The 24,563-nt window shown below is 43.7% G+C and carries 22 protein-coding genes and 2 pseudogenes; 14 read left to right on the top strand and 10 right to left on the bottom strand.

Annotation, left to right across the window (positions count from 1 at the left end; genetic code table 11):
- Positions 1-22 precede the first annotated feature (22 nt).
- The gene (gene rpoA, locus HUB64_RS15905) at positions 23-1,012 is read left to right on the top strand and encodes a DNA-directed RNA polymerase subunit alpha (RefSeq protein ID WP_006083574.1); all 990 of its coding nucleotides are present in this window, start codon (positions 23-25) and stop codon (positions 1,010-1,012) included.
- Between the two features lie 40 nt (positions 1,013-1,052).
- Positions 1,053-1,448: a 50S ribosomal protein L17 gene (gene rplQ, locus HUB64_RS15900; RefSeq protein ID WP_006083573.1), complete on the top strand. Its 396-nt coding sequence runs from the start codon at positions 1,053-1,055 to the stop codon at positions 1,446-1,448.
- A 57-nt stretch (positions 1,449-1,505) separates the two neighbouring features.
- Here rplQ and HUB64_RS15895 read toward each other — a convergent pair whose 3' ends face one another.
- From HUB64_RS15895 to ccmA, 6 genes are all read right to left on the bottom strand, one after another.
- Positions 1,506-2,510, bottom strand: coding sequence for an ABC transporter substrate-binding protein (locus tag HUB64_RS15895; RefSeq protein WP_254306291.1), 1,005 nt, complete (start codon positions 2,508-2,510; stop codon positions 1,506-1,508).
- Positions 2,511-2,652: 142 nt separating this feature from the next.
- Complete coding sequence (gene ccmE / locus HUB64_RS15890; protein WP_105251038.1) at positions 2,653-3,141, bottom strand: cytochrome c maturation protein CcmE; 489 nt, start codon at positions 3,139-3,141, stop codon at positions 2,653-2,655.
- Positions 3,138-3,338, bottom strand: coding sequence for a heme exporter protein CcmD (gene ccmD, locus HUB64_RS15885; protein WP_105253042.1), 201 nt, complete (start codon positions 3,336-3,338; stop codon positions 3,138-3,140). Before ccmD ends, ccmE begins: the two co-directional genes overlap by 4 nt.
- Positions 3,338-4,084 (bottom strand): heme ABC transporter permease, encoded by a 747-nt coding sequence (locus tag HUB64_RS15880; RefSeq protein WP_105251039.1) that lies wholly within the window; start codon positions 4,082-4,084, stop codon positions 3,338-3,340. The genes ccmD and HUB64_RS15880 overlap by 1 nt, the downstream gene beginning before the upstream one ends.
- Before the next feature lies 1 nt (position 4,085).
- Entirely contained in the window at positions 4,086-4,772 is a 687-nt protein-coding gene (gene ccmB, locus HUB64_RS15875; RefSeq protein ID WP_006079706.1) for a heme exporter protein CcmB, read from the bottom strand.
- An 11-nt stretch (positions 4,773-4,783) separates the two neighbouring features.
- On the bottom strand, positions 4,784-5,434 hold the full coding sequence (gene ccmA, locus HUB64_RS15870) for a cytochrome c biogenesis heme-transporting ATPase CcmA (protein WP_131525727.1): 651 nt from the start codon (positions 5,432-5,434) through the stop codon (positions 4,784-4,786).
- A gap of 318 nt (positions 5,435-5,752) precedes the next feature.
- Here ccmA and HUB64_RS15865 point away from each other — a divergent pair, with 318 nt between their 5' ends.
- Complete coding sequence (locus tag HUB64_RS15865; protein ID WP_105251041.1) at positions 5,753-6,052, top strand: cytochrome c5 family protein; 300 nt, start codon at positions 5,753-5,755, stop codon at positions 6,050-6,052.
- Positions 6,053-6,113: 61 nt separating this feature from the next.
- Here HUB64_RS15865 and ccmI read toward each other — a convergent pair whose 3' ends face one another.
- Positions 6,114-7,364: a c-type cytochrome biogenesis protein CcmI gene (gene ccmI / locus HUB64_RS15860; protein ID WP_173248542.1), complete on the bottom strand. Its 1,251-nt coding sequence runs from the start codon at positions 7,362-7,364 to the stop codon at positions 6,114-6,116.
- A 400-nt stretch (positions 7,365-7,764) separates the two neighbouring features.
- Between ccmI and HUB64_RS15855 the strand changes: the two genes are divergently transcribed.
- From HUB64_RS15855 to HUB64_RS15810, 10 genes and pseudogenes are all read left to right on the top strand, one after another.
- The gene (locus HUB64_RS15855) at positions 7,765-9,744 is read left to right on the top strand and encodes a heme lyase CcmF/NrfE family subunit (RefSeq protein ID WP_173242625.1); all 1,980 of its coding nucleotides are present in this window, start codon (positions 7,765-7,767) and stop codon (positions 9,742-9,744) included.
- Between the two features lie 11 nt (positions 9,745-9,755).
- Positions 9,756-10,310: a DsbE family thiol:disulfide interchange protein gene (locus HUB64_RS15850; protein WP_105251044.1), complete on the top strand. Its 555-nt coding sequence runs from the start codon at positions 9,756-9,758 to the stop codon at positions 10,308-10,310.
- Complete coding sequence (nrfF, locus tag HUB64_RS15845) at positions 10,307-10,786, top strand: heme lyase NrfEFG subunit NrfF (RefSeq protein WP_173242627.1); 480 nt, start codon at positions 10,307-10,309, stop codon at positions 10,784-10,786. Before HUB64_RS15850 ends, nrfF begins: the two co-directional genes overlap by 4 nt.
- Complete coding sequence (locus HUB64_RS15840) at positions 10,783-11,370, top strand: TlpA disulfide reductase family protein (RefSeq protein WP_173242631.1); 588 nt, start codon at positions 10,783-10,785, stop codon at positions 11,368-11,370. Before nrfF ends, HUB64_RS15840 begins: the two co-directional genes overlap by 4 nt.
- Before the next feature lie 185 nt (positions 11,371-11,555).
- A pseudogene (locus tag HUB64_RS15835) lies at positions 11,556-11,843 on the top strand (tyrosine-type recombinase/integrase); the annotation flags it as partial.
- A 2,478-nt stretch (positions 11,844-14,321) separates the two neighbouring features.
- Complete coding sequence (locus HUB64_RS15830; protein WP_131526156.1) at positions 14,322-14,876, top strand: hypothetical protein; 555 nt, start codon at positions 14,322-14,324, stop codon at positions 14,874-14,876.
- Positions 14,877-16,424: 1,548 nt separating this feature from the next.
- Positions 16,425-17,162: a hypothetical protein gene (locus HUB64_RS15825; protein ID WP_173497379.1), complete on the top strand. Its 738-nt coding sequence runs from the start codon at positions 16,425-16,427 to the stop codon at positions 17,160-17,162.
- Between the two features lie 160 nt (positions 17,163-17,322).
- Entirely contained in the window at positions 17,323-19,242 is a 1,920-nt protein-coding gene (locus HUB64_RS15820; protein WP_173497378.1) for an AAA family ATPase, read from the top strand.
- A 414-nt stretch (positions 19,243-19,656) separates the two neighbouring features.
- A pseudogene (locus HUB64_RS15815) lies at positions 19,657-20,816 on the top strand (IS3 family transposase).
- Positions 20,817-21,151: 335 nt separating this feature from the next.
- Positions 21,152-21,292: a hypothetical protein gene (locus HUB64_RS15810; protein WP_254053120.1), complete on the top strand. Its 141-nt coding sequence runs from the start codon at positions 21,152-21,154 to the stop codon at positions 21,290-21,292.
- On the opposite strand, the gene HUB64_RS15805 is transcribed toward HUB64_RS15810, so the two are convergent.
- From HUB64_RS15805 to HUB64_RS15795, 3 genes are all read right to left on the bottom strand, one after another.
- A complete protein-coding gene (locus tag HUB64_RS15805; protein WP_173497377.1) occupies positions 21,282-21,797 on the bottom strand; it encodes a hypothetical protein in 516 nt (171 codons plus the stop codon). The genes HUB64_RS15810 and HUB64_RS15805 overlap by 11 nt on opposite strands.
- Before the next feature lie 89 nt (positions 21,798-21,886).
- The gene (locus tag HUB64_RS15800) at positions 21,887-22,303 is read right to left on the bottom strand and encodes a DUF6882 domain-containing protein (protein WP_173497376.1); all 417 of its coding nucleotides are present in this window, start codon (positions 22,301-22,303) and stop codon (positions 21,887-21,889) included.
- A gap of 176 nt (positions 22,304-22,479) precedes the next feature.
- Positions 22,480-22,824 (bottom strand): hypothetical protein, encoded by a 345-nt coding sequence (locus HUB64_RS15795; RefSeq protein WP_173497375.1) that lies wholly within the window; start codon positions 22,822-22,824, stop codon positions 22,480-22,482.
- A 782-nt stretch (positions 22,825-23,606) separates the two neighbouring features.
- Between HUB64_RS15795 and HUB64_RS15790 the strand changes: the two genes are divergently transcribed.
- Positions 23,607-24,563: an IS110 family transposase gene (locus HUB64_RS15790; RefSeq protein ID WP_173497374.1), complete on the top strand. Its 957-nt coding sequence runs from the start codon at positions 23,607-23,609 to the stop codon at positions 24,561-24,563.

Here is a 24,563-nt window from a genome sequence, read left to right as displayed (position 1 = left end):
CTAACAAACAAGAGAGGACACAATGCAGGGTTCTGTTACAGAATTTCTTAAACCGCGTCTCGTTGATATCGAGCAGGTTAACTCAACACGTGCCAAGGTTACATTGGAACCACTTGAGCGTGGTTTCGGCCACACTTTAGGTAACGCGTTGCGTCGCATCCTATTGTCGTCTATGCCCGGCTGCGCGGTTACCGAAGTCGAGATTGACGGTGTACTGCACGAATACAGCAGTAAGGAAGGCGTTCAAGAAGATATCCTTGAGATCTTGTTAAACCTGAAAGGGTTAGCAGTGACCATCGAGGGTAAAGACGAGGCTATGCTTACGTTGAGCAAGTCCGGCGCAGGCCCTGTCATCGCAGCAGATATCACGCATGATGGTGATGTCACTATCGTGAATCCTGATCATATTATCTGTCATCTGACAGGTAATAATGATATCAGCATGCGTATTCGCGTTGAGCGTGGTCGTGGTTATGTACCAGCATCTGCTCGTGCACAGACCGAAGACGATGATCGCCCAATCGGCCGCTTGCTGGTTGATGCTTCTTTCTCGCCAGTTGCACGTATTGCCTACAATGTAGAAGCAGCACGTGTAGAACAGCGTACTGACTTAGATAAACTCGTTATCGATATGACCACAAACGGTACTATCGATCCTGAGGAAGCTATCCGTCGTTCTGCAACTATTCTGGCTGAACAGCTAGATGCGTTTGTAGAGTTACGTGACGTGACTGAGCCAGAGCTGAAAGAAGAGAAACCGGAATTCGATCCGATTCTGCTGCGTCCTGTCGACGATTTAGAGCTAACTGTACGTTCGGCTAACTGCTTGAAAGCCGAAGCGATTCATTACATCGGAGATCTGGTACAGCGCACTGAAGTTGAGTTGCTGAAAACCCCGAACTTAGGTAAGAAATCTCTTACTGAAATTAAGGATGTTTTAGCTTCTCGCGGACTGTCGTTAGGTATGCGTTTGGAAAACTGGCCTCCAGCTAGTTTAGCAGACGACCTATAAGTCTCAGGTTTGTACAGATTTAGGTTATAAGGATTAGGTCATGCGCCATCGTAAGAGTGGTCGTCAACTAAACCGTAACAGCAGTCATCGCCAAGCCATGTTTCGCAACATGGCCGGTTCACTAGTTCGTCATGAGATCATCAAGACAACTGTGGCTAAAGCGAAAGAACTGCGTCGCGTAGTTGAGCCTCTGATAACACTTGCTAAGAGTGACAGCGTTGCAAACCGTCGTTTAGCGTTTGCACGTACTCGCGACGCTGAAGTCGTTGGTAAGTTATTTACTGAGTTGGGTCCACGTTACCAGGAACGTCCTGGTGGCTATACCCGTATCCTTAAGTGCGGTTTACGTGCTGGTGATAAAGCCCCTATGGCTTACATCGAGCTAGTTGGTCGCCCAGAAGCTGCTCAAGCTGTTGATGTTGAAGCTGCTGAGTAATTAAGGTTACACTTTTAAAAAGCCGGGCATTAGCCCGGCTTTTTTATGCCTTTTTTACTATTTTACCCAAAGTGTGGTTTTCTCGATTTCTTTTGGGAGGACGATATTCCATTTAGCTAAGCCTTTCTGGCTAAACATGTATTTTCCAAGATCATCTGTTACTGGGAAAATATTTTCGGGTTTCTCGCCGCCGAGTATTTTTGTCGCCATATTCGCTGCAATCTTGCCATGATGATAGCCATCGAGAACATAGCCACCAATATTACCTTCAGCAGAGACACTAAATCCCCAAAACCCAAAATTCGGTACCGGAGTATGTTCAGATATCCATTTTAGGAGCTGATCTGCATCTACTGAGCGATTATCTGCGTCTCTAACTGTGTGGTATAGCGCCACGACTATAGCGTTATAACCCTGTTCCTTCGCGGTCAATACATTCCGCTGCCAATCCCTTAGCTGTGACAATTGCACTAAATTAACTTCGATATCGCCTAACATGCTTGAGTGTTGTTTACTGATGTATTCAGCCGCTGAGTCAGAGGTGACTCCTTGGTCGAATAGAACTAAGATTTTTCTATGCACAGTCTGTGGTAGTAAACGTTGAATGAGCAGTAGTGAACGTCGTAGTAGTGGTCTTTCAATGACGCCTGTGAAGCGTTTGTGTTCATTGAGATGATATTCTCTAGGATTCATGTTCACCCCTAAATAGACAACTGGGATTAGGCTGTCATTTAGGCGCTGGTGTAAGAGATTAACCGCATTATCATCGGCGAGAATAACCAATTGAGGTGCTTGTTGTTGAATGTATTTCCATGCTAAGTCAGCTCGTTCAGTAAATTGCTCTTCGGGCAAGCGTTTGGTATCCATCTCGAAATAACTAACATCGTGGTGAGGGCTGAGCGTGTCATAAATCGCTTGATAGTATTCTTGGTCCCATTGATAGCTATGATGGTAGCTTTCGATAACAACAACTTTAGCAGCATTGGCTTCCTGAGAGAGGCCTATCAAGCAGATAATTAGGAAGCTTAGAATGTGTTGCAAACTAGAGTTTAGTTGTCTCATTTGAATCATATGCAATCTTAGGTATTGGCGCTGCCTAGAGTATAGTCCACCTTTAATTGTGCATATTGAGATAATAAAAAAGCCTCACTAGTTATTAAGCTAGGAGGCTTAGTTTGTACGCTATTGCTGATCCATCAATAACCTACTTAGTATCAGGTGCCTTTTGCTGGCTATAATCTAACTTTTCGTGCTTTTGGCCCATGGCTTCAGCGACTTCTGGTGGCATGTAGTTTTCATCATGCTTGGCCAGTACTTCAGTTGCTTCTAGTTTGCCATCAGCACCCAGTACACCCTGAGCAACAATGCCTTGTCCTTCACGGAAAAGATCGGGCAATAGGTCGTCATAAGTGACCAGTACTTCGCCGCCGAGGGAGTCATGCACTGCAAATTCGACATGCAAGCTTTTGGGATCTCGCACCATAGAACCTACCGTCACCATTCCGCCGACACGAATACGTTGGCCAATTTCAGGTTTTACGCCAGTGTCTGTCTTGCCGTGGACAATTTCAGACGGAGTATAGAATAAGTTCAAGTTGGAGTTCAGCGCATAGAGCAAAAGCGAAGTAATCGCAGCAACGCCACCGATTAATGCTACAGCTAATGTCAGTCTTTTTTTGCGTCTTGGGTTCACGATTTAGTACTCCTAGTTTCTTTTAGGCGTTCTTCTCTATCCATCTTCTTCGCGATATCAATTAACACCTTACGCTTTTGGCGTGCGCTGGTAATGATGAGCGTAGAGAGGCAGAAGAAGGTCACTCCATAGGATAGCCATACATAGAATGCATAGCCGCCCATATTAAAAAAATCACTGATTGAATCGAATTGCATCATTTGACCTCCTCCGCTTTAGCTAGTTCACGGACCCAAGGGCGCATGCCATTTCTTGCTAAAATTTCTGCTCTAAAACGGACAATAGTGATGGCGCCAATCATAAGACCGAAGCCCAGTATGTTAATTAATAGTGGATAGAGCATTTCCGTCGACATTGTCGATTTCTCGGTAATGCGTATTGTCGACGGTTGATGTAATGAGCTCCACCATTCAACTGAGTATTTGATGATAGGAATATTGATCACACCGACGATCGCTAAGATCCCTGCTGCACGAGCTGCGAGCACTTTATCCTCAAATGAGGCGTAGAGCGAGATCACACCTAGATATAGGAATAGTAATACCAGCTCAGAAGTTAAGCGTGCATCCCATACCCACCAAGCACCCCACATAGGTTTACCCCATGCTGCCCCGGTAAAGAGTGCGATAAAGGTGATCACTGCACCAATGGGAGCAATAGATGCCGCAGCCCAGTCGGCAAGTTTTATCTGCCAAACTAGACCGATAAAGGCTGCTGTTGCCATACCCATATAAGCCGCCATTGACATAGACGCTGCAGGAACATGGATAAATATAATACGGTAGCTATCACCCTGCTGGTAATCCGTCGGCGCGAAGACGAGTCCCCATGTAGTGCCAACAGCAATCAATAGACCGGCTAAGATCGCAAACCATGGAAATAAAGTTCCTGATAATTTATATGCGCGTTCAGGATCCGCGTAAGGGTGTAACCATTTCCACATTTTAGTTAGTACTCACTCGCAGAGATGCACCAATTGCAAAAGGTGCTAAGGTTAACGATCCGACCAGCATAGCGCCTATTATAGCGAGCTGACCATCATAGGGTAAATTCATTCCTGCCGCGTCTATGGCACTCGTTGCAAAAATGAGTACTGGGATATATAGGGGCAAAATAAGTAAGCTGAGTAACACGCCGCCTTTCCTTAGACCGACGGTTAATGCCACACCAATAGCACCTAACAGCGACAATACTGGCGTGCCTAGCGCAAGCGTTGAAATTAACGCACCGTAGCTGTTGCCGTCTAGATTGAGTAATACCGCTAACAGTGGTGCGATAATAATCAGTGGCACACCTGTTAAAATCCAGTGGGCTAACACTTTAGCTAATACGAGAATGGCTAATGGCTGTGGGCTTAATAGCATTTGTTCTAAGCTACCATCACTAAAGTCGGCTTTGAAAAGCCTTTCAAGTGACAACATTGATGCTAATAATGCGGCTACCCAAATTATCCCCGGTGCCACACGTGCTAACATTTGCGGCTCTGGTCCAATTCCCAGCGGAAACAAGGTAACGACCATAATAAAAAATAGCAGTGGGTTAAAAATGTCGCCGCGGTGGCGAATAGCAATTTTAAGATCTCGCTGCAGCAAGGTGAAAAATGCTTGGGTAAAACTGATGCCTCTTTTCATTGAGCCTGACCTTATATGAAGCGATAATCGAGACGAATTTTACGAAGCCTATCATCTGTGATAATGCCCATATCTTGGTGAGTTGTGAGGATCACACAACCACCATTATCCGCATGCTGAATAAATAACTGCTCCAGTTCTTCGACGCCTTTTTTATCAATTGCAGTAAAAGGTTCGTCAAGGATCCAAATTTTACAGTTGCTATGCCACAATCTTGATAGCGCTGTTCTGCGATGCTGGCCTGCGGATAAATGCCCCGCGAGAGCTTCTTCAAAGCCCGTTAAATTGACTTTGGCTAAAATCTCTGACGTATCAAAGTCATCATAACCACTGATTCTTAAATTGAAATTAAGGTTTTCTTCGGCAGTCAGCTCGCATTTCACGCCAGCTAAATGGCCTAAATACAAGAGGTCTTCATTGTATTCATCGCGGCAACGGTTTATGTCTTCATTAATGTAAAAAGTTTGTCCGGCATAGGGGCGAGAAAGGCCCGCCAATATGCGTAATAAACTGGTCTTGCCTGCGCCGTTAGGGCCTTCAATCTGAACAATGTCACCGGCATTTATATCAAAACTTAACTCATCAAAGAGGATGCGTTCTTCGCGGATACAGGTCAGCTTGCTGGCTGACACTAATGTGGTTTCTTTAGTTATATTTGTCACTGAACCCTCTATCTCAAGCCGGAAGGAAACACAAGTCATTCTAACACAAACGTTATTGGGGGTTTACTCTTGGTTTGCACTAGATGTCAGCAATATGATGTGGTTCCAATAACCGCAATATTTATCGAACTTTTTTACGACTTGCTAATATATTAACGAATTTGTCATCCTTGTCGCCTGATTCATTTTGTGTTGAGATTCTAATCACAAAAAGATGAGATTTCTTGAAGTTTGTAGTAATCTTAGTCGGCTATAATGAGTCTGCCTAAGTAAGGGCGGCGCCGAGCTTTGTACGTATTTGCATTAGGAACATTGAACATGAAAAAACTGTTAGCAATGACTGCTGTCGCTGCTTTGACTATGTCAGTTAACGCTTCAGCTCAAGATGCTGAGGCTATTTATAATAAGGCATGTACCGTATGCCACAGTATGGGTGTTGCTGGTGCTCCAAAAGTACACAACGCTGCAGAATGGGAACCACGCTTAGCTAAGGGTGTTGACGCTCTAGTGAAGAGTGTGAAAACCGGTCTGAATGCTATGCCACCAGGCGGTATGTGTACTGATTGTACTGATGATGATTACAAAGCTGCTATCAAATTTATGTCTACAGCTAAGTAATTCTTCAGATATAAAAAAACCGGCGAAAGCCGGTTTTTTTATATCTGCAATTAACTGCGATTTATTGCACTTGAGTATCAAGTACTAGGTTCGCTGTATCGCCTACGGCGACTTTACTGATCTTGCCTTGAATATCACCCGTTTGCGGTTTGATATTACCTTGTTTAGATAGTACAGCAATCACTTCCACATTGGCTGCATCGCTTAACTTCACATCACCACCCATACCGCTGCTGTCATCTAATGTCACTGTAATCGGGAAAGACTTAGCACTGACTTTGGTTGCAGCTAATGGGACTTTAGGTCCTTCAGTTGCACGGGCAAAGATGAAAATGGTGTCTTCTGGACTGGCTTTAGCCGCAAGTTCTGCTGAGATAGATATAGTGACATTGACCGATTTAGCACTCGCTTTGACTTGCTTATGTGCATCATCATTTGGCATGCCAGCGGTTTCCGACTGCATGCGTAAGTTGGCGGTTTCGATTGCATTCATAAGAGCAGCACGATCAACGTCGGCACGACCGCTATCTAAAATCGTTTGCCAAGAGGTGATGGCTTTCTTGTAGTCAGCAGTAAAGAAAGCATCCATACCCACGAGCAGTAGCGTTGAAGGATCTTGTGCATCCATTGCTAAAGACTCATTGATAAGAGCTTGGATTTGCGGTGTCATTTGTTGACCCGCTTTGTAATACATCGCCGTTGCTTTTGGACCGAGCAATTCTGCATGCTTTCCGACTAATTCGATTACTTTATCGAAAGCCGCAATCGCTTTATCGTATTGGTTTGCCGATACATAAGCATGACCTAAGCTGAACCACAGTTGGCTGTTTTCTGGCTCGGCTTTAACTTGAGCTTCCATCATCTGCACGCGTTGCATCATGATTTGAGCCGTATCCATTCCCGCATGTGGATTTGCAGGTTGTTGAGCACTATCAATATTCTCGAAGGCGCCTAAGTGTTGATAGAGATAGCCTGAGATAACAATCAAACAAACTGACATGATCGACGGCCACAGAATCGTCTTTGGCTTTATTTGGTTGACCAGTGAATCGTCGTTCGCTTGTTTGATGTCTTGGAGTAGACTGATTTCCAGTTCTTTCTTCAATGCATCAAATTCGGCTTGATCGAGTAGCTCTTCACTTAATTCTTTTTCAAGAACGCCTAAGCGCTCATTGAACAATTCAAGGTTCGTTTGTTTACGAACTCCAGCTTCTTCCGTTTTCAGCAATTTTTGCTGTCTGAAGTGCGGGATCCAAATCAGCATCAGGCCGACTAACATAACAAGCGCAATAAAAATCCAAAATGTCGTCATTGTTTCTATATTCACTTTAGTTTGCAGAAAGCGGAGTAACCGCTAGGCTTGGAAGCAAGATTATACGTAAAGATTGTTCATTGAACAGTAATATAAGGTAATCCCAGTGCTGAAAGCTTATAGTTGGGCACTGGTTCACAAATTGATTCTTCTTGTAAATTTTGTATGAAACTTAAGTGTCATTTGTCGGTCACATGCAGAACTGAGCCTCTTCCGTGACTTTCATCGACCTCTAAAATTGAGAATGAGACAAGTAACCCAGTTTTGTACGAAAGAGGCAGACAGGAACAATAGCAAATACTAAAATGAGCAAAATTTCGTGCATTTGCGTGAATAGCATGTTGTGCGTTGAGATAGAGTCTTTCTAAATCAACATATTATTGAAGACTGAGGAAAACCCATGATCCCAGAACTTGGACACTTTGCGTTGATAATAGGGGTGGCTTTTGCCTTCTTATTAATCAGCGTCCCCCTAATAGGTGTTGCCAGAAAAGACCAATACCTTGTTAGGTACGCTTGGCCATTAACGTACGGAATGTTCTTTTTTATTACCTTATCTGTTGTCGTGCTGGCTTATAGTTTTGCCGTCGATGATTTCTCGGTCGCCTATGTGGCACATCATTCAAATTCTCAGTTACCTATCTTCTTTAAGATCTCGGCCGTATGGGGCGGTCATGAAGGGTCACTGTTATTTTGGGTGTTTGCTTTATCAACTTGGGCGGCTGCGGTTGCTTTGTTTAGCAAAGGTTTAGAAGAAGTATTTACTGCCCGTGTGCTGGCAGTATTGGCTCTTATTGTGATTGGCTTTAGTTTGTTTATGCTACTCACATCTAGCCCATTTGAACGTTTATTCCCGATCCCTGCCGAAGGTCGTGACTTAAATCCAATGCTGCAGGACGTGGGATTAATCTTCCATCCTCCTATGTTGTACTTGGGTTATGTGGGCTTCTCTGTAAGCTTTGCATTTGCGATTGCTGCGCTGATGAGCGGCCGTCTCGATTCTGCATGGGCTCGTTGGACTCGTCCATGGACATTGGCTGCTTGGACCTTCCTTACGGGCGGTATCGCACTAGGATCTTGGTGGGCTTATTATGAATTAGGCTGGGGCGGTTGGTGGTTCTGGGATCCCGTTGAGAACGCCTCTTTTATGCCTTGGTTAGTGGGTACTGCGCTTGTTCACTCTTTGATTGTGACTGAGAAACGCGGCGCCTTCCGTAACTGGACTGTATTACTGTCTATTTTCGCTTTCTCTTTAAGTTTGCTTGGTACCTTTATTGTTCGCTCAGGTGTATTAACCTCAGTGCATTCATTCGCAGCCGATCCAAGCCGCGGTATGTTCATCCTGTTGTTACTTGGTTTAGCTGTTGGCGGTTCATTAACACTGTTTGCTTTACGTGCCAGTGAAATGAGTAGTCCTGCCCGTTTCGAGCTCAAGTCTAAAGAAACAATGCTCTTAGTATGTAACGTGCTACTGACGGTTGCCGCAGGTACGGTACTATTGGGTACATTATATCCATTGCTCATCGACGCGCTTGGCATGGGTAAAATCTCTGTTGGACCCCCATACTTTAATGCGGTGTTCGTGCCTATCGTATTAGTGCTATTTGGCTTTATGGGTATTGGTCCAATTATTCGCTGGAAAAAATCGAAAGCGGGCGAGCTTAAGCGTCAGCTATTGATCCCAGCAATGATTGCTGCTGCTATCGGTATTGTGACGCCATTTATCGTCGATGGTGTATTCAATATTTGGGTTACCTTTGGTATTGCTGCCGCGGCTTGGATTATTCTGGCTACCGCAAGAGCGGCCTATAACATGGTCAAGTCGAAAGAAGGTGATATCAGCATTAGCCGCATGGGCCGTAGTCAGCTTGGTATGATCTTCGCGCATCTCGGTATTGCTGTTTCTGTGATTGGTGCCACTATGGTGTCAAATTACTCGATTGAGAAAAGTGTTCGTATGGGACCTGGTGTAAGCCAAGAACTCGCCGGTTATACTTTTAAGTATCTCGAGACCAAAAACGTAGTAGGTCCTAACTACACTGCACAGCAGGGACAGATAGAGATCTACAAGGGCGATGAGCTACTGACATTACTAAAACCAGATCGTCGTCAATATAATGTGCGAACTATGGATATGACAGAAGCCGGTATTGACTGGGGTCTATTCCGTGACTTGTACGTGACTATGGGTGACCCTATTACCAGCACTGAATTTGCGGTTCGTTTAAACTATAAGCCGTTCGTGCGTTGGTTATGGTTTGGGGCAATTTTCATGATGATAGGTGGATTCTTCGCTGCATCGGATAAACGTTACCGTGCGAAAGTCACTGCAGCCGTCGCGCCTTTGTCCGAAAAGGCAAAATTGGCAACGGCTCAATAATTGGGGAATGTATGAAGAAGTTGGTTCTGTTTATCCCATTGGTCATATTTCTCGCCATGGGGGTGTTTCTATATAAAGGGTTATTTCTGAATCCGCAGCAATTGGATTCAGCACTGGAAGGGAAGCCTATTCCGGCTTTCCAACTGGAACGCCTAGAAACACCGGCTGAGATAATAACGAATGAGCAATTAAAAGGTAAGGTATCATTACTTAACGTATGGGCGACGTGGTGTCCATCTTGTAAATATGAGCATCCTTTCTTAGTGATGCTAAAACGTAAAAATCTTTTGCCAATTTACGGGATCAACTATCGTGATGAGCGTGTTCCTGCGTTAGAAGAGTTAAAACGTCAGGGCGATCCCTACAACGTTAATATTTATGATAAAGATGGCCGTTTAGGATTAGATCTTGGCGTTTATGGTGCACCAGAGAGTTTTATTGTTGATCACAACGGTATTATCCGTTTCCGTTATGCAGGTCCAATAGACCAACGCGTATGGAGTGAAACCCTTTACCCTATGATCCAACAATTACAAGCTGAAGCAGCGAAGGATGGCGCAGCATGAGAACACTGATAAAAATCATAGGTAGTCTAGTGCTGATGTTCAGCATGACGACCGCTGTCATGGCAACACCAGTTGATACTTACGAATTCAAGTCACCTGAAAATCAAAAGCGCGGTTTGTCTTTGGCCCATGAACTACGTTGTCCACAGTGTCAAAACCAAAATTTGATCGACTCCAATTCACCCGTTGCTCGAGATCTGCGTCTTGAGGTATTCAAGATGGTTGACGAAGGAAAAGGGGATGATGAGATCATCGAGTTTATGACTAGTCGTTACGGTGAGTTTGTTCTCTATAAACCTAAGATGGAAACCAAGACCTACATTCTCTGGTTAGGTCCTATTGGTTTATTACTTCTGGGTCTAGTGATTGGATTCATCTTCATTCGTAAGCAACGTATTGGCGGTAATGTGCCGAACGAAATTAGCGCAGAAGATCAGCGCGAGTTAGATACCTTGCTAAAGCGCAATACAAAATGAAGCATAAAGTCATAACGGCATTCATGTTGTCATCCATTCTTTCGGTATTTGTTGCTGGGGTCGCGCATTCGTACCCTGGTATGCAGCAAACGGCTAAACCGATGGAATCAACGGTTGATTTGATCAATGTACTGCCAAAGACTTTTCCTATTGAGCCTGTTGCCTTTAATGATGTCGATGGTAAAGCTATCGACTTCAGCCAATTTAAAGGCAAGATCATTATGGTTAACATGTGGGCGACTTGGTGTCCGCCATGTGTCAGAGAGTTGCCTGCAATCGAAAGGTTAGCAACTAAGTTCAAGACTGAAGATTTTGTCGTGCTGCCTATCTCTATTGATGCAGAAGGTAAGCAGCAGGTTCAGCCGTTCTTAAGTTCATTAGGTATGGCGAATTTCAACTCTTACTACGATCAACCACAAAGTCTTGGGAACGTTTTTCCGCTCGACACGATTCCTGCGACCTTTATTCTTGATCAACAGGGTCAATTAATTGCCTTTGTTCGATCCTATGTTGATTGGGATGACGTAAAAGCCGTCTCGCTAATCCAAGGTTTTATCGATAAAGGCAGCAAAAAGCCCAATTAATGGGCACTTTGCATGTAAAACAATCGCCGCTGTTTAAAAGATCGCCATGCGATCTTTTTTCATTTAAAAAGCCCTTGCACAAAAAGTTTCACTGCCTATAATGCGCATCCACTGACACGGCAGACAGCGTTAAGCAGCCTGGTGTGACAGTTCATTGATGAGTTTACTGATTGATGAGTGTTNCAACCACAACCTGCATTAATCCTTATACAGGAACGCTTTGCAGGCATCATCTTCATCAGAGTGTTATTCGTAAAGTGCTCGGCAATGCGGTGCGTAACATCAAAATAACTAAGCGTGTTACCTGTCATACATTTAGACATAGCTTTGCAACCCATCTACTTCAATCGGGCAGTGATATCAGAAGTGTTCAGGAACTACTTGGCCATAATGACGTTAGTACAACACAAATCTACACCCATGTGCTTGGCCAACATTACGCAGGGACAACGAGTCCATTGGATGCATTATAAATAGTAACTATGGCGTTATTTCCCTTACACTCAGGCAGTTCGAGCAGCCCAATCGCATCATGGCTAAAATTTCATTAACTGGCTACCTATATTGACAAGCGATAGAAGTGACTCAAACACTTTGGGACAAAATAGTGTTCACTCAATTGCGACTTAGCATTTTATATACGCAATCAAGGCCCACTTTGTTTTATGCCTTGGTCAGCGAGAAATAAAGTATCAGTGCCATAACGTTGGTGATGTTATCTACAGCAAGTAACATACCAAGGAACGTTAAATATCGGCCCATTCAACAAAGATCAAAAGATCACAAAATCGATCTGTTGAAGTTGGTATATCCGAGCACGCCTGTTTTTTGAATCCCTGAGAAAACATGAATAATAAGCAAATAAAATCAATGGTATAAATAGCGTTCAAAATTATGAACGCCCCCTAAAAGCCCGTTAATAAAACAACAACCAAGCCCTCTAAAATCCTCATATGTAGTGAAGCACTGCGCGTCACTGCCCCCGCAATCAACCGAGCCGGAAGGACCCGTGATGATAATGGTTCGCATCTACATCGAGTTGAGAGCGATTCTCATCATCATAAAGTGTCGCGTTCGGTTTCAATCAAACCGTGAGCATCGGCGAGACACAAAATCCGCCCATCTGAAAATCAAAATTCCTCATAATTGCACATGATCATCGCTCCATTCCTATCCATGCAGGATGACTAATATAGGTAAAGATAACGACTCTGGCACTCGGTTAAAATGAGCCTAGTCCTAGACAGAAGCAATTCACCTAAAACCGTCTAAAACCGTTTAAAACCTTGGCTTTTACCCTCTTCACCCTATTGCCAATATTTAACACCAAAGCAACAAATGCACGCTGTTGCATCCTCCACTAGGGTTGATGCAATGACTCGTCTGTAGCCTTACTGCTGCATGGGCTAGAGTGCTCCCAACTTTTTGAGGCTATCTAGGGATTATCTAGGCCGCATCAAAAAACGGTTGAACCATATTGGTGCAACACATTGAACAACACCCATTAAATTAAAACATATCAATAACAATTCAAACTAAGGCAGCATGAGCCTAAAAACGCGTTCAATCACCCAAAAACAGTGTGCAGATCATCCCACTTTGCCTGCTTTTAATGACCAAAAACGGCGAGCGGATAGCACCCAAGCAGGATGAGGCAACGACCTAAACCGTGAGCCGAATAGAAGGATCCATTTAGGCGCCATCAATTCACCCAGAACTACCAAAAAACTCACCTTTTGCCCTACCCTTTACGCCCTTGAAGCGTTAACACAAAAGCAACAAAAGCGAGCCGTTGCATCCTCCTCTAGGGTTGATGCAACGACTCGCCTGTAGCCCTACTGCTGCATGGGTTTGAGTGCTCCCAACTTTTTGAGGCTATCTAGGGATTATCTAGGCCGCAACGAAGTACTGTTGAACCCTAATGGCGTAATACCCCTATCGCCATACAACATATCAGCAACAACTACGACTAAGAAAACGTGCGGAATTCTCACTCGCCATCGTCGCACAACACGCCTATATAAGCCCTACCAATGCCGGCTTCATCCGCGGACATTAGCAAATGCCTGAACAACTAACGCACCTGCAGGTAAAGCTGCTGACAAAAACGTAAATATGCACATTGATGCGAGGTATCAGCCCTATCAATTCCCTTATCTCAACAAGCAATTAGCCAGCGTGAGATTAGCGACACACATGCAGATCAACACGGCAGGATCATAGGACCAAGTGGAACAACACTCTTAGATACCAGCCATGCTCGACCACCGCATTAGTGCATTACTGCATTACTGCCCACAGCTCATGATTTGTATTGGGATTGGATAAAGCTGACGACTAGGCATGACGCGTAAGGTGCTCGGGTGATACGTCTGCAGGTGAAGAAAGTGGTCTAAGAACAGGTCAAACAGAACGCACGATGCAATTAGATCCGACAGGTAGCTTTAGCTCACTTCTGCCCCAAAGCTTGTTTCAAAGTTTAAAATGCAAGTAGGGCGAATAAAGTTGTGGCTATAAAAAAGCTAATGTGATGAGGTTACTTTCAACCTAGAAGTCATGCCCGTCCGAACTTTCAAAAACCAGCCACTACGTTTGTCAGGATAGCCTCTCCCTCAAGACGAAGCGGAATGACCGACAGCAAAAAGCAGCCTGCCTTATAGGCGCAAGCCAGTGAGGGGATGTGATACGAGAGTTAGCCTGAGTGCGGGGCCTTTATGCTGTCTATGAAGGTCAATAATCAGTCATGCGAGAGCGTATAAGAATGAGAAAGCTAAAATGATATCGAGTGATTATCCGCTAAACTGTATAAAAAAACGCTACCGCAAAAAAGCAAATTCCTATAGCATCATTTTTACTAATCAACATGGATGTGGCAGCGGCCAAGTCCAGCAAGCGATTTATGTCCCGCAAACAACGCAGCGCATAAATGCTAAGACGTTAGCATGCCAATAATGAAACCTTACACACTTATTGTTCTTACCTTTCTGTTGGTGACGGGCTGCGCATCCAACTCGCCGAATTCGGACATTAAATTTTGCAAGATAGGCGAGTTATCTGCACTTCAAGGCACATACTCCAACGAAGCAACTAATGCACAAGATCATTTCAGAGTTTACCTCTCACAGATTATTTGGCCCGAATTAGAGGATCTCATACTGGAAGAGCATCAGGATATAGACCGTATCTCGCTTTCTATTGATTCTGCTGGGAAAGTTTTGGCTGAAGGATATTCTCAAGGTATTCTTAGAAAATCCGGTAATCCAGAATCTATACAATCCTTAGAAGACGGTGTAGTGCCCCTATATTCCCATTCAACGGTTTTGCCCCAACTAAGTGAGTTAGTCGGCTGGCACGATACAAAATTATTCTTGTACAAGGACTGCGACCAAAATTTAGTTTTGGGTAGAAACAGAGTATCGACAGGACTGGCTTACCTTGTTATTCCAATGCACTTCGATAGCAGCGAGTCACTTACCTTTCGTAGGCTGGATCATGCTAGCAAGTAAAGCAACCAGACGGCTGTGCCGCCGGTTCTTTTGGCGTTACCCATAGAAATTTTAATTCGAAATTCACTAATTCGAGCTAAAAGTCTAACTCGGAAATGTCCCAGAAGTGTGATGTCGAGTGGAGATTGAGCGCTTGGAGCTCACGCAAGACTACTCAAAACCTCGCAATTCCCCTGACCTTTTTAACCTGATAAAATTAACATAAGGCCAACAAAAGCGCGCCGTTGCATCCTCCTGTAGGGTTGATGCAACGGTATGCCTGTAGCCCAGCTGCCACATGGGTTTGAGTGCTCCCAACTTTTTGAGGGGATCTAGGGATTATCTAGGCCGCATCGAAGAACTGTTGAAGCATAATGGTGTGATCCCCCTATCAGAACGAAACATACCATTAACAACTAAGATGAAGAAAACGTGCGCTATTCTCACTCGTCATCGTCGCTCAACACACCTATATCAGCCCTATTTATGCCGGCTTCACCCACAGACATGAGTAAATGCCTGAACGACTAAAACATCTGCAGGTAAACACACGGCTAGATCATAGGACCAAGCGGAACAACACGCTTAGGTACGTGCCATTATCGACCACCGGCATTAGCGTATAACTGCGCATAGCTCATGATGTACATTAGGATTGGGCAAAGCCGACGACTGAGCATGAAGCGTAAGGTGATCGGGTGACGCGTCTGCAGATGAAAAGAGCACAGGTAAAGAGTACGCCGTACCAAGCCAGCGACTAGCCATGAAGCTTAAGGTGATCGAGTGACACGTCTGCAGGTGAAAATAGTGGTCTAAGAATAGGTTAAACCGAACTCACGATTGAACTGGATTAGTCTTAACTTAACCTGTAAATATTCAAATCACGATGCAATTAGACCCGATAGATGGCTTTAACCCACTTCTACCCAAAGTTTGCCGCAGCTCGAAGTTCAGACATTTGTTATCTGATAATTTGAGATACATAATGTAATGACTACCAAAGAGTAAGGTGTGATCATGAGGGATTTGATAAACCGTTACATTGAATCAAACTTACCTAGTCTGTTTCATGCGCAACACGCTGGCATTTTGCGTGAGCTTTGGCCTCATGTGCTTTGGTCCAAACTCGTGTCAGGCAAGATCAGTTCTGGCACGTTTATGCCCCATTCCGTGTTTCGGCTCGTTAACACAATCGAAAATTCCCACTCCTGCTGCTATACAAATTTTTATCTATTTGCCTATGTTTGGCCCTACCGCGAAGCGACTAATAATGTATTGGTATACAGTCAAATTTAAATTTAGATACTTTGGAGTGATTTTAAGACAATATCAGTGCGCATTAACTCCATCTGCAACAAATAAAACTCTATAAAATCAAATAACTATAGTCGCTGGCTTTTAGTTGATAGGTTAGAAAAACGCGCATGCGCGTTTTCCAGATGGTGTATTTAATAAAAAGCTGATAAGTTCTTTGCATACAGATGGTTAACTGTGCGCGTTTTCACTGGTCCAACGAGGTAAACAGGGCAGCGCATAAATACTAAGAAGTTAGCTCTTAGGGAAACAACGATGCATGATCGAATTCCAACAGCCTTTATTTCGTTCGCCGCTACAGAGCTGACAAATAACGGTCTGTCTGGCTCAAAACTGGTAGAGATAACATCGGCTTACGCCGCTGATTTTGCGGTCGATATCCCGCACGCTAGATATCCTTTTGATGCACCAAACAAACGGACAGCACTTCTTGACAACTTGCTAAAATTTTCTCCTAAGCAGCAGTATCAAATAATTCGAGAGCTTTGTGATCGGCTGAATGCAAACGGGGATATAGCTCAGCTTGTCACTCTAAAGACCAAGTTGTTCAGAGAATACCGAGACTTTGCAGATCAAGATAATCTTACTGCTATCCACGAGACCCAAATTATTGAGGCGAGACACTGGTTAGCCGATTATCCCGATGCAAAGAAGCTTTTTGATGAGGCGCTTGAAAAACATAGCCATGGTATTTTTCAGCGTAATACTTTGGATGATCTTAGGCTGGCTCTTGAAATTCTTGTCCGCCAAATATTTGGAAATAATAAAACCCTAGAGAATCAGATTTCAACTATCGGTCAGTACGTAAAAGATCGGGGTGGCTCGCCACAGTTGGCAAACATGTTTGAGAAGCTTGTGGATTACTACACAAAATATCAGAACACCTATATTAAACATGATGATGCTGTCATTACAGCTGAGATTGAATTTGTATTCGAGTTAACCAGCTCGTTTGTTAAACACTTTTTGAGGCTTAGAAGTGCTAAGAGCTAACAAGGCTAAGCACTGCGACGGCTTTTCCGTTGCGGCTTCGCCTTCACTGCAAAGCCGCGCGTGTTGGCGGCGTTGGGCGCTATCAACGGGGCTGCCAAGTTACGGGTTGTGGCGTTAATGCTAATCGGACATCTGTATCGCAAAGGACTAGGAGGCAGTAATGAAGTTGGTAAAAGTAACAGTCTATAAATACAAGTGCATTCAAGAAGAGCAACCGGTAGTCATTGACCCCAAGATAACTACGGTGGTTGGCATGAACGAGTCAGGAAAAACTTCGTTCCTGTCTGCTATCGCAAAAACAAATTATTTTGACCAAACAGATAAAGATTTTGAATTTGATGAGGTACTTGATTATCCGAGAAATGAGTTGATAGACTTTGAGGATGATAAGGAAAATAGCGGCAACATTATTTCATGCACTTACGCCATACCGATTGAGTTGGTTGAAACTATCAACAACAAAATAGGGGTTAAAGTATTCTCCGCTAGGGAGTTCACGCATAACACGAACTATAGAGAGCCAAAAGTTACGGTATCTAATGTTGTTGCGGATGATAAGGTGTTTTTGGCTCATCTTACTGAAGGCCATCAGTTATCTGAGGCAACTCGGAAGGCTATTGGCGAAATGAAAAATATCGGTCAAGTTTCAGCCTTGAAAGGCAATGATGAAGACACTGATCTTGATGCCTTCAAAGCCGAAGTCGCTAAGTATGCGACCAACCCAACCGGATGGAATGATCTAGGTGCCTATGTCTATCGGACTTACATTCGCCCCGCACTTCCGAAATTCTGGTATTTTGATGATTACTATCCGTTGAGTGGAAAAATAAATATTAACGAGATGGCAATCGCAAATGGGGTGTCGGAAAAGGATAAAACTGCACGCGCACTCTTCGAGCTGGCAAGAATTGACCCCAAAGACATTCTTGGCGCCCAGGACAAGGAATACGAGAGGTTTGTGGCTTTGCTAGAAGCGTCCGCAAACAAAATTACAAATGAAGTATTCAAGTACTGGAAGTCAAACGAAAATTTAGATATAGAGTTCAAGATTCAATCCATTAATAATCCACAAGGGCAGCTTGAGAAATACCTAGATATCCGAGTCAAGAGCCAGCGACACAAAGTTACTCTTCCCCTTGATCGTAGAAGCAAAGGGTTCAACTGGTTTTTTTCGTTCATTGTTTGGTTTTCGCGAATTCAATCTGATAAAAAATCAGACTACATCCTATTGCTCGATGAGCCAGGGTTGAATCTTCACGCGTCAGCGCAAGCAGATCTTCTAAGGTTCATTAATGACCTGTCTGACAAGTATCAGATTATCTATACGACGCATTCACCATTCATGGTGGAGTCTGAGCACCTAGATAGAATTCGCACTTGCTTGGAAACAAACTCCGGCAGTGTGATATCTGACTCTATCCAAGAGAGAGACCCAAACACTCTTTTTCCACTTCAGGCAGCTCTCGGGTATGACATCGCACAAAACCTCTTCATATCGAAGAAGAATCTTTTGGTTGAAGGTCCGGCAGATCTTATATATCTGACTTTCTTCTCTGGAATATTGCAGGCAGAAAACAGGGCATCTCTTCGAGAGGATGTTACGATTGTTCCGGTCGGTGGCCTTGATAAAGTAACTACATTTATTTCGCTTCTGCGAGGCTCAAAGCTTGGAGTTGCGTGCTTGCTGGATACCTTCACAGATCAAAAGGGTAAGCAAAAGGTTCAAGACCTTGTCGCCCAAAAGATCATCAAGGAGAAGCATATAAGATTCTTTGACGAATTCGTTGGCGGCGAGACAAAGGTTGCCGATGTTGAAGATCTGTTCGAGAAGGCAGAGTATTTGAAGTACTTTAATCTCGCCTTTTCTAGTGAGCACCCAGAGCTCAAGGTTTCAGATCTAGACGCCAAGCTGCAAACAATTATCAAGCAGATAAATAAGGCCATTGGAAAGGATCGGTTTAATCACTATCGCCCAGCCAGCCAGCTTATTCAGGTAGCACCCAAAGCAGGTGACTTTTCAAAAGAGACGCTTGATCGATTTGAGCGGGTCTTCATCGAAATAAATAAGCTATTTGAATAAAGAGCGCCCAACAACCGCTTCGAGTCAGACGGCTTACCCTTACCCTTACGCTGTGCTTCAGGGCAACCCGTGGCTCAAGCGGAGCGTTAACCCATAGAAATTTTTATCCGAAATTCACCTGATACAGTCGACGTCCTGACACGCTTTTGTCCCAAAAATGAGCCAGTGAATCACTCTACACCAGACTGATTCATGCTGACCTTAAAACAGACCCGTTTCTTCCTTTCAACGGGGCTTTTTTTGCCTTAGCATGAATCAAATATCTAGAGAACTGATTCATATCCCTGTTATGCCTATTCCAACTGGTGATATCGAGAGTTGATTAGTTTGTAGCCCAAAGAGGCGTTTGTTCTGGTCTAATCCCATCGGACACTTAATTTTGAGACAGTATGGTCAATAAATTAAGAGGTCTATATGAGTCTGAAAAAATCACATAAGAGTTATCCGCAGGCATTTAAAGATGAAGCCGTCTTGATGGTGCTGGAGCAAGGTTATAGCGTTGCCGATGCGGCAAAGTCTCTTGGAGTTAGCACGAGCCTGCTTTACAACTGGAAGGAAAAACACTAAGCCCTGCAACAAGGCATCACCTTAGAAGAGTCTGAGCGTGATGAGTTGAAGCGATTACGTAGAGAAAACAAAGAATTACGCATGGAGAAAGAAATTCTAAAAAAGGCAAGCGCCTTCTTTGCGAGAGAAATGAAGTAAGATTTCGTTTCATCAAACTGCAATCTCACCTGTTTCCCATAGCACTGTTATGTCGAGTAATGAGTGTCAGTAAGTCAGGCTATTACGATTGGCATAAACGCCCTGCAAACGTGATAAGCGTTGAAACACTGAAGCTTTATCGCCTTGTTCGAAAGCTATTTAAGCAAAGTCGAGGTAGCTTAGGGAATCGTGAAATGGTGAAGAAATTGCGCAAGGAAGGCTACCAGGTTGGTCGCTATCTCGTTCGTAAAATTATGCACCGCCTTCGACTCAAAGCAACCCAGCGACGCGCTTACAAGGTGACTACGCAGCGGAAACACTCAGATGCAGTGGCTGATAACCTGTTAAACATGAACTTTAATCCAATATCGGCTAATCAGGTCTGGGCGGGTGACGTGACCTATTTAAAGACGGGTGAAGGCTGGATGTATTTGGCAGTGGTGATGGATTTATATTCACGCCGGATTGTGGGATGGCACATAGACAAACGCATGACCACGGATTTGATATCTAAGGCATTAATGAAAGCCTACAACCTGCGACAACCAGCGCGAGGGCTGGTATTCCACAGTGACCGAGGCTCGCAATATACCAGTAAGCAATTCGGTAGGCTGCTATCGAACTATGGTGTCCGAGCCAGCATGGGTGATGTGGGTGCGTGTTGGGATAATGCCGTTGTTGAGCGTTTCTTTGGTAGCTTGAAACACGATTGGATTTTTAAAGTTGCTCAACCAACAAGGGAGTTTATGAAGCAAGATGTGACGGCTTACATGAAATATTACAACTTGGAGCGGCTTCATTCTGCTAATGACGATCTGTCACCTGTAGAGTTTGAGAATTCTCAAGTAAAAGTGTCCAGTTTAGGTTGACCAGTACAGTTACTAATAAAATAGCTAATCCGAATCTGGCTAATAAGGTTTTGTCCCAGAAGTGTGGTGTTAAATAACGACTCTTTAATCTCTCTAGCACAATCAAGCCGGCCTAATCACACACACCAGCGCGCCCATAATGTAGCCCGCGACCACCTCATCTATGACAAAATCCAATCCGATATCAACGGCACATATACAACTAATATGTTGTATTTATACGCATAAACAACAAATTGATTGTATTTATACAAAATAACATCGCATTAGTTGTAATTATTGACGGATAACAACTAATATGATGTTTATGAGTAAAAGATAACCGAGCCAACACCATGAAGCATCTCAGCGAATTAGCCACAGAACTCAAGCACTACCGAGAACAACTAGCACTAAGTCAGAAAGACATGCTGCTGAACATAGGTATGTCACAGCTGCGCGGTACGCGTCGGCTGGCTTTTCTTGTTAGCAGTTGATTGCCTGCATTAGTGTTTTTGTCACTTTTTTGTATTCTATTTCTGAAACTTTAAAAGGCACTTTATTTACCATAGGTATTGGAGGCAATATTTTTACTTTAGTAGCACCAATGAGCGATTCAAACTCTATATTCAAATGGTAGCTTCGATAAGATTTACAGTTAAACGTACTAGTGAAACCACCACAAGGCTCTCTAATTCGATCACTTTGTATTAAATCCTTGGCTTTTTCAGTGAATTTTTCATTATTTACCTGAACACTTATTTCATTGTTTTGCCATTCAACACTACTACCATCTACGACTTCGACTACCAAATAAACAGAATTGTTACCTAAATTAACTTTAAAACTGGCCCCTTCCATTTCATATCGAAAAGTTGATGGGATTTGTGCGCAGCCATTTATAATGACGTCACCACCAAGTCCTTTTGGACTCATAAAAGTGGCCGTATTTGGCGCACATCCAGCAATCAATATAAAAAGAACAAGTATTAGATTACGCAAATTTTATCCTTAGCTAACGCTTGCAGCATGCGCGCTCATGGAATGGAGCCGAAGGCGCAATGTCATTGGCGTCGCCGTGCCTGCACTGGTTATGTTTCTTTGGCAAGGTGTACCTCTCCAAAATTCATAAACACGAAAGTGCCTGGAGCGGCCTCAGCACAATATGCGCCGTTTGCTTCAGCAAGGCGCATAGCCAGTGCAGTATATTCCCACGCTCTCATCTCTGTGCAGGTAACCTTTTGAGTCGTTAGTTCCTTTGAACCATGCTCTTCGCCAAATTGCTTTACCCGCAATGCGTTGGCTTGAAGTGTAGGCAATATTGAAGGGTGGTCCCAGGCCCACATGAACGTGTCATCATTGGAATTGAAGGTACCAATAATTTGGACTGGTGATTCTGCAATAGTGCCATCTTCAAACGAAAAGATGATTTGTCCGCTGTCCTGATCTACGTTCCAGGATTTCTCTTCGCCTAGGTGCCACGTTGCTCTGTGAGCATCAGTGGTCATCCTCAGGCCTTCGACGCTACCCGAGATAAATTCTTCGACGTTCATCTTTTTTTAAATAGGCCAAACACCATCAACTCCCAGAGACATAACGCATTACTAATGGGCTGCCGCAGCGTAGCGTAGGCAGTCCCGTAGAGGCCACGCTGTTTGTGGCCGGAACGAAATTAAGTAACTTGTTATATGGCATGTTTTTCACCAGCTTTACGATACTCTGCTGTATCCATCTTTTTAATTTGCAAGTAACCTAAAAACAACGATATAGGACAAATAGTCATTATTAAAATTCTAGAAACTGTGCTCATTGACTCACCTGGGATGATGTATTCGATCCCAAGCACTACCATCAAGAAAACTAGTCCTCCATAGATGAAAAAATCTACCTTTCTCTGGATTTCTAATAGTGATGAATTGCTAAGTTTTTGCGAGCATTTAGGGCAATGAAATAATGTTTCCTTTTTTGTTTTTTCCAAGTTTTTCAATAGTAAGTAACCGAACTCCTCAGAACACACGGGACATTTCATCGAACTTTCCTAAATGACATATAACGCCCCAAGCAGGGCAAGTACATGCAGGCTAAAATACGGAACGAAGTGACGGGAGACTGCATGTAATTGTCCCGCTGACTTGGTTTGTTATGTGGCCTACTTTGTAACCATATAAGTCTCGGCAGACAAGAACCAGCTCTTTTTGTACATACACTCTACGATAAATGCATATTGGATATCACGACTTGGAAATTGTTTATCAATTAGATGCTCCTTTATCTCACTTTTACAGAGTACAAAGTCCTTTTCAGCCCCGACTATATTGTCACCTGTCGGGGGAATTTCTGGGTTTCTCACCCAATAAGTAACGTACCCGAAATAGTCGTAGTTGTCCTGATATGAGAAATTTAATTCTACTTCTGTAGGCTTGGTCGTAGTACATCCGCACAGGGCGGTAAAAAGCAAAATGCTAATAAGTCTAATCATTCTCAATTGCCACATAACGCCTTGCTAACCGGCAGCCGTGTGCGAAGCACGCTTTAGGCTGTCCAGTGGAGGCCGCTTTTTGGCCTGAACGGTGGTTGAGCAACTTGTATGGATAATAAACTCACCTGATTACAAATAATTTCCAGTTTCGGGTAATGTGAGACCCAGGCTTTAGCTGCAACTAAAGCTTTCCTTGTCGTAGTTCGATTGAACGCTGGCTCCTCTATTGAGAGACCGATAACAAGAAAGAACGCGACAAAGGACTCCAAGCAAAATACTCGAATAGTCTACTGGGTCTCGAACCCGCATTTGCAAGCAAGAGTTAGCTTATTATGAAAACAACTTCTAATCAAAACATTAACGTAGGTGTTGATACTGGCAAGTTTCAACTCGACATTTATATCCGCCCTCTCAATATCTATTTCACTGTATCGAACGATGAAAAAGGGATTAAAGAGGCCGTCAAAACTATTAAAAAATACACTCCTGAGCGCATCGTTATCGAAGCGACAGGTCGTCTTGAAATGCCCTTCATTATGGCCTGCGCTGAGGCAAACTTACCTTTTGTCATCGCAAACCCTGTTCACATAAAACGCTTTGCTGGTGCCATTGGTCAACGGGCAAAAACTGACAAGCTTGATGCGCAACTTATAGCGCATTACAGCGAAGCGATTAAGCCGACCTTATCAACTTTAAAACCTGATGTAATGCGTGCTATGAGTGATTTAGTCGCAAGACGAAATCAACTATTGGTGATGCAGACGATGGAAAAAAACCGCCTTCAAATATTGCCAAAAGAACTTGAAATGACCATTAAACCTATTTTAACGGCGTTCAAAAATCAGATTGAAAAGATTGAAATAAAAATCGTTAAACTCATTGAGTCAAACCCTGATTATCAAGCGAAAAATATACTGCTTCAGAGTATGAAAGGTATCGGTAAAATCGCCGCAGCTTCCATCATCAGTAACTTACCAGAATTGGGTTATATCAGTAACAAGGAAGCAAGCGCATTGGTCGGTGTGGCACCGATGAATAAAGAATGCGGGCGCTTTAAAGGCATGCGAAAAATACAAGGAGGAAGGCATCAAGTGAGAACGGTTTTATATATGGCAATGATGTCAGCCATACAATCTAACCCGGTTTTTAAGAGCACCTATCAGCGATTAGTTGCCACAGGGAAACCTAAAAAAGTGGCTATCATTGCCTGTATTAGGAAGATGGTGGTGACGTTAAATTCGATGTTGAGAGACGGTGCCCTATGGGAAGCGCCAAAAGCGATAAATTAG

This window comes from Shewanella sp. ISTPL2 (assembly GCF_013283205.1).
In the GTDB taxonomy this organism is placed as follows: domain Bacteria; phylum Pseudomonadota; class Gammaproteobacteria; order Enterobacterales; family Shewanellaceae; genus Shewanella; species Shewanella oncorhynchi.
Note: the sequence above shows the minus strand (reverse complement) of the source record. Positions and strands in the feature narration are given on the sequence as shown.

What these genes read in the sequence shown, in the direction of transcription:
- rpoA (WP_006083574.1), top strand. Translation starts at nt 23, where the DNA reads ATGCAGGGTTCTGTTACAGAATTTCTTAAACCGCGTCTCGTTGATATC.
- rplQ (WP_006083573.1), top strand. Translation starts at nt 1,053, where the DNA reads ATGCGCCATCGTAAGAGTGGTCGTCAACTAAACCGTAACAGCAGTCAT.
- HUB64_RS15895 (WP_254306291.1), bottom strand. Translation starts at nt 2,510, where the DNA reads ATGAGACAACTAAACTCTAGTTTGCAACACATTCTAAGCTTCCTAATT.
- ccmD (WP_105253042.1), bottom strand. Translation starts at nt 3,338, where the DNA reads ATGCAATTCGATTCAATCAGTGATTTTTTTAATATGGGCGGCTATGCA.
- HUB64_RS15880 (WP_105251039.1), bottom strand. Translation starts at nt 4,084, where the DNA reads ATGTGGAAATGGTTACACCCTTACGCGGATCCTGAACGCGCATATAAA.
- ccmB (WP_006079706.1), bottom strand. Translation starts at nt 4,772, where the DNA reads ATGAAAAGAGGCATCAGTTTTACCCAAGCATTTTTCACCTTGCTGCAG.
- HUB64_RS15865 (WP_105251041.1), top strand. Translation starts at nt 5,753, where the DNA reads ATGAAAAAACTGTTAGCAATGACTGCTGTCGCTGCTTTGACTATGTCA.
- ccmI (WP_173248542.1), bottom strand. Translation starts at nt 7,364, where the DNA reads ATGACGACATTTTGGATTTTTATTGCGCTTGTTATGTTAGTCGGCCTG.
- HUB64_RS15855 (WP_173242625.1), top strand. Translation starts at nt 7,765, where the DNA reads ATGATCCCAGAACTTGGACACTTTGCGTTGATAATAGGGGTGGCTTTT.
- HUB64_RS15850 (WP_105251044.1), top strand. Translation starts at nt 9,756, where the DNA reads ATGAAGAAGTTGGTTCTGTTTATCCCATTGGTCATATTTCTCGCCATG.
- nrfF (WP_173242627.1), top strand. Translation starts at nt 10,307, where the DNA reads ATGAGAACACTGATAAAAATCATAGGTAGTCTAGTGCTGATGTTCAGC.
- HUB64_RS15840 (WP_173242631.1), top strand. Translation starts at nt 10,783, where the DNA reads ATGAAGCATAAAGTCATAACGGCATTCATGTTGTCATCCATTCTTTCG.
- HUB64_RS15830 (WP_131526156.1), top strand. Translation starts at nt 14,322, where the DNA reads ATGAAACCTTACACACTTATTGTTCTTACCTTTCTGTTGGTGACGGGC.
- HUB64_RS15825 (WP_173497379.1), top strand. Translation starts at nt 16,425, where the DNA reads ATGCATGATCGAATTCCAACAGCCTTTATTTCGTTCGCCGCTACAGAG.
- HUB64_RS15820 (WP_173497378.1), top strand. Translation starts at nt 17,323, where the DNA reads ATGAAGTTGGTAAAAGTAACAGTCTATAAATACAAGTGCATTCAAGAA.
- HUB64_RS15810 (WP_254053120.1), top strand. Translation starts at nt 21,152, where the DNA reads ATGAAGCATCTCAGCGAATTAGCCACAGAACTCAAGCACTACCGAGAA.
- HUB64_RS15800 (WP_173497376.1), bottom strand. Translation starts at nt 22,303, where the DNA reads ATGACCACTGATGCTCACAGAGCAACGTGGCACCTAGGCGAAGAGAAA.
- HUB64_RS15795 (WP_173497375.1), bottom strand. Translation starts at nt 22,824, where the DNA reads ATGAAATGTCCCGTGTGTTCTGAGGAGTTCGGTTACTTACTATTGAAA.
- HUB64_RS15790 (WP_173497374.1), top strand. Translation starts at nt 23,607, where the DNA reads ATGAAAACAACTTCTAATCAAAACATTAACGTAGGTGTTGATACTGGC.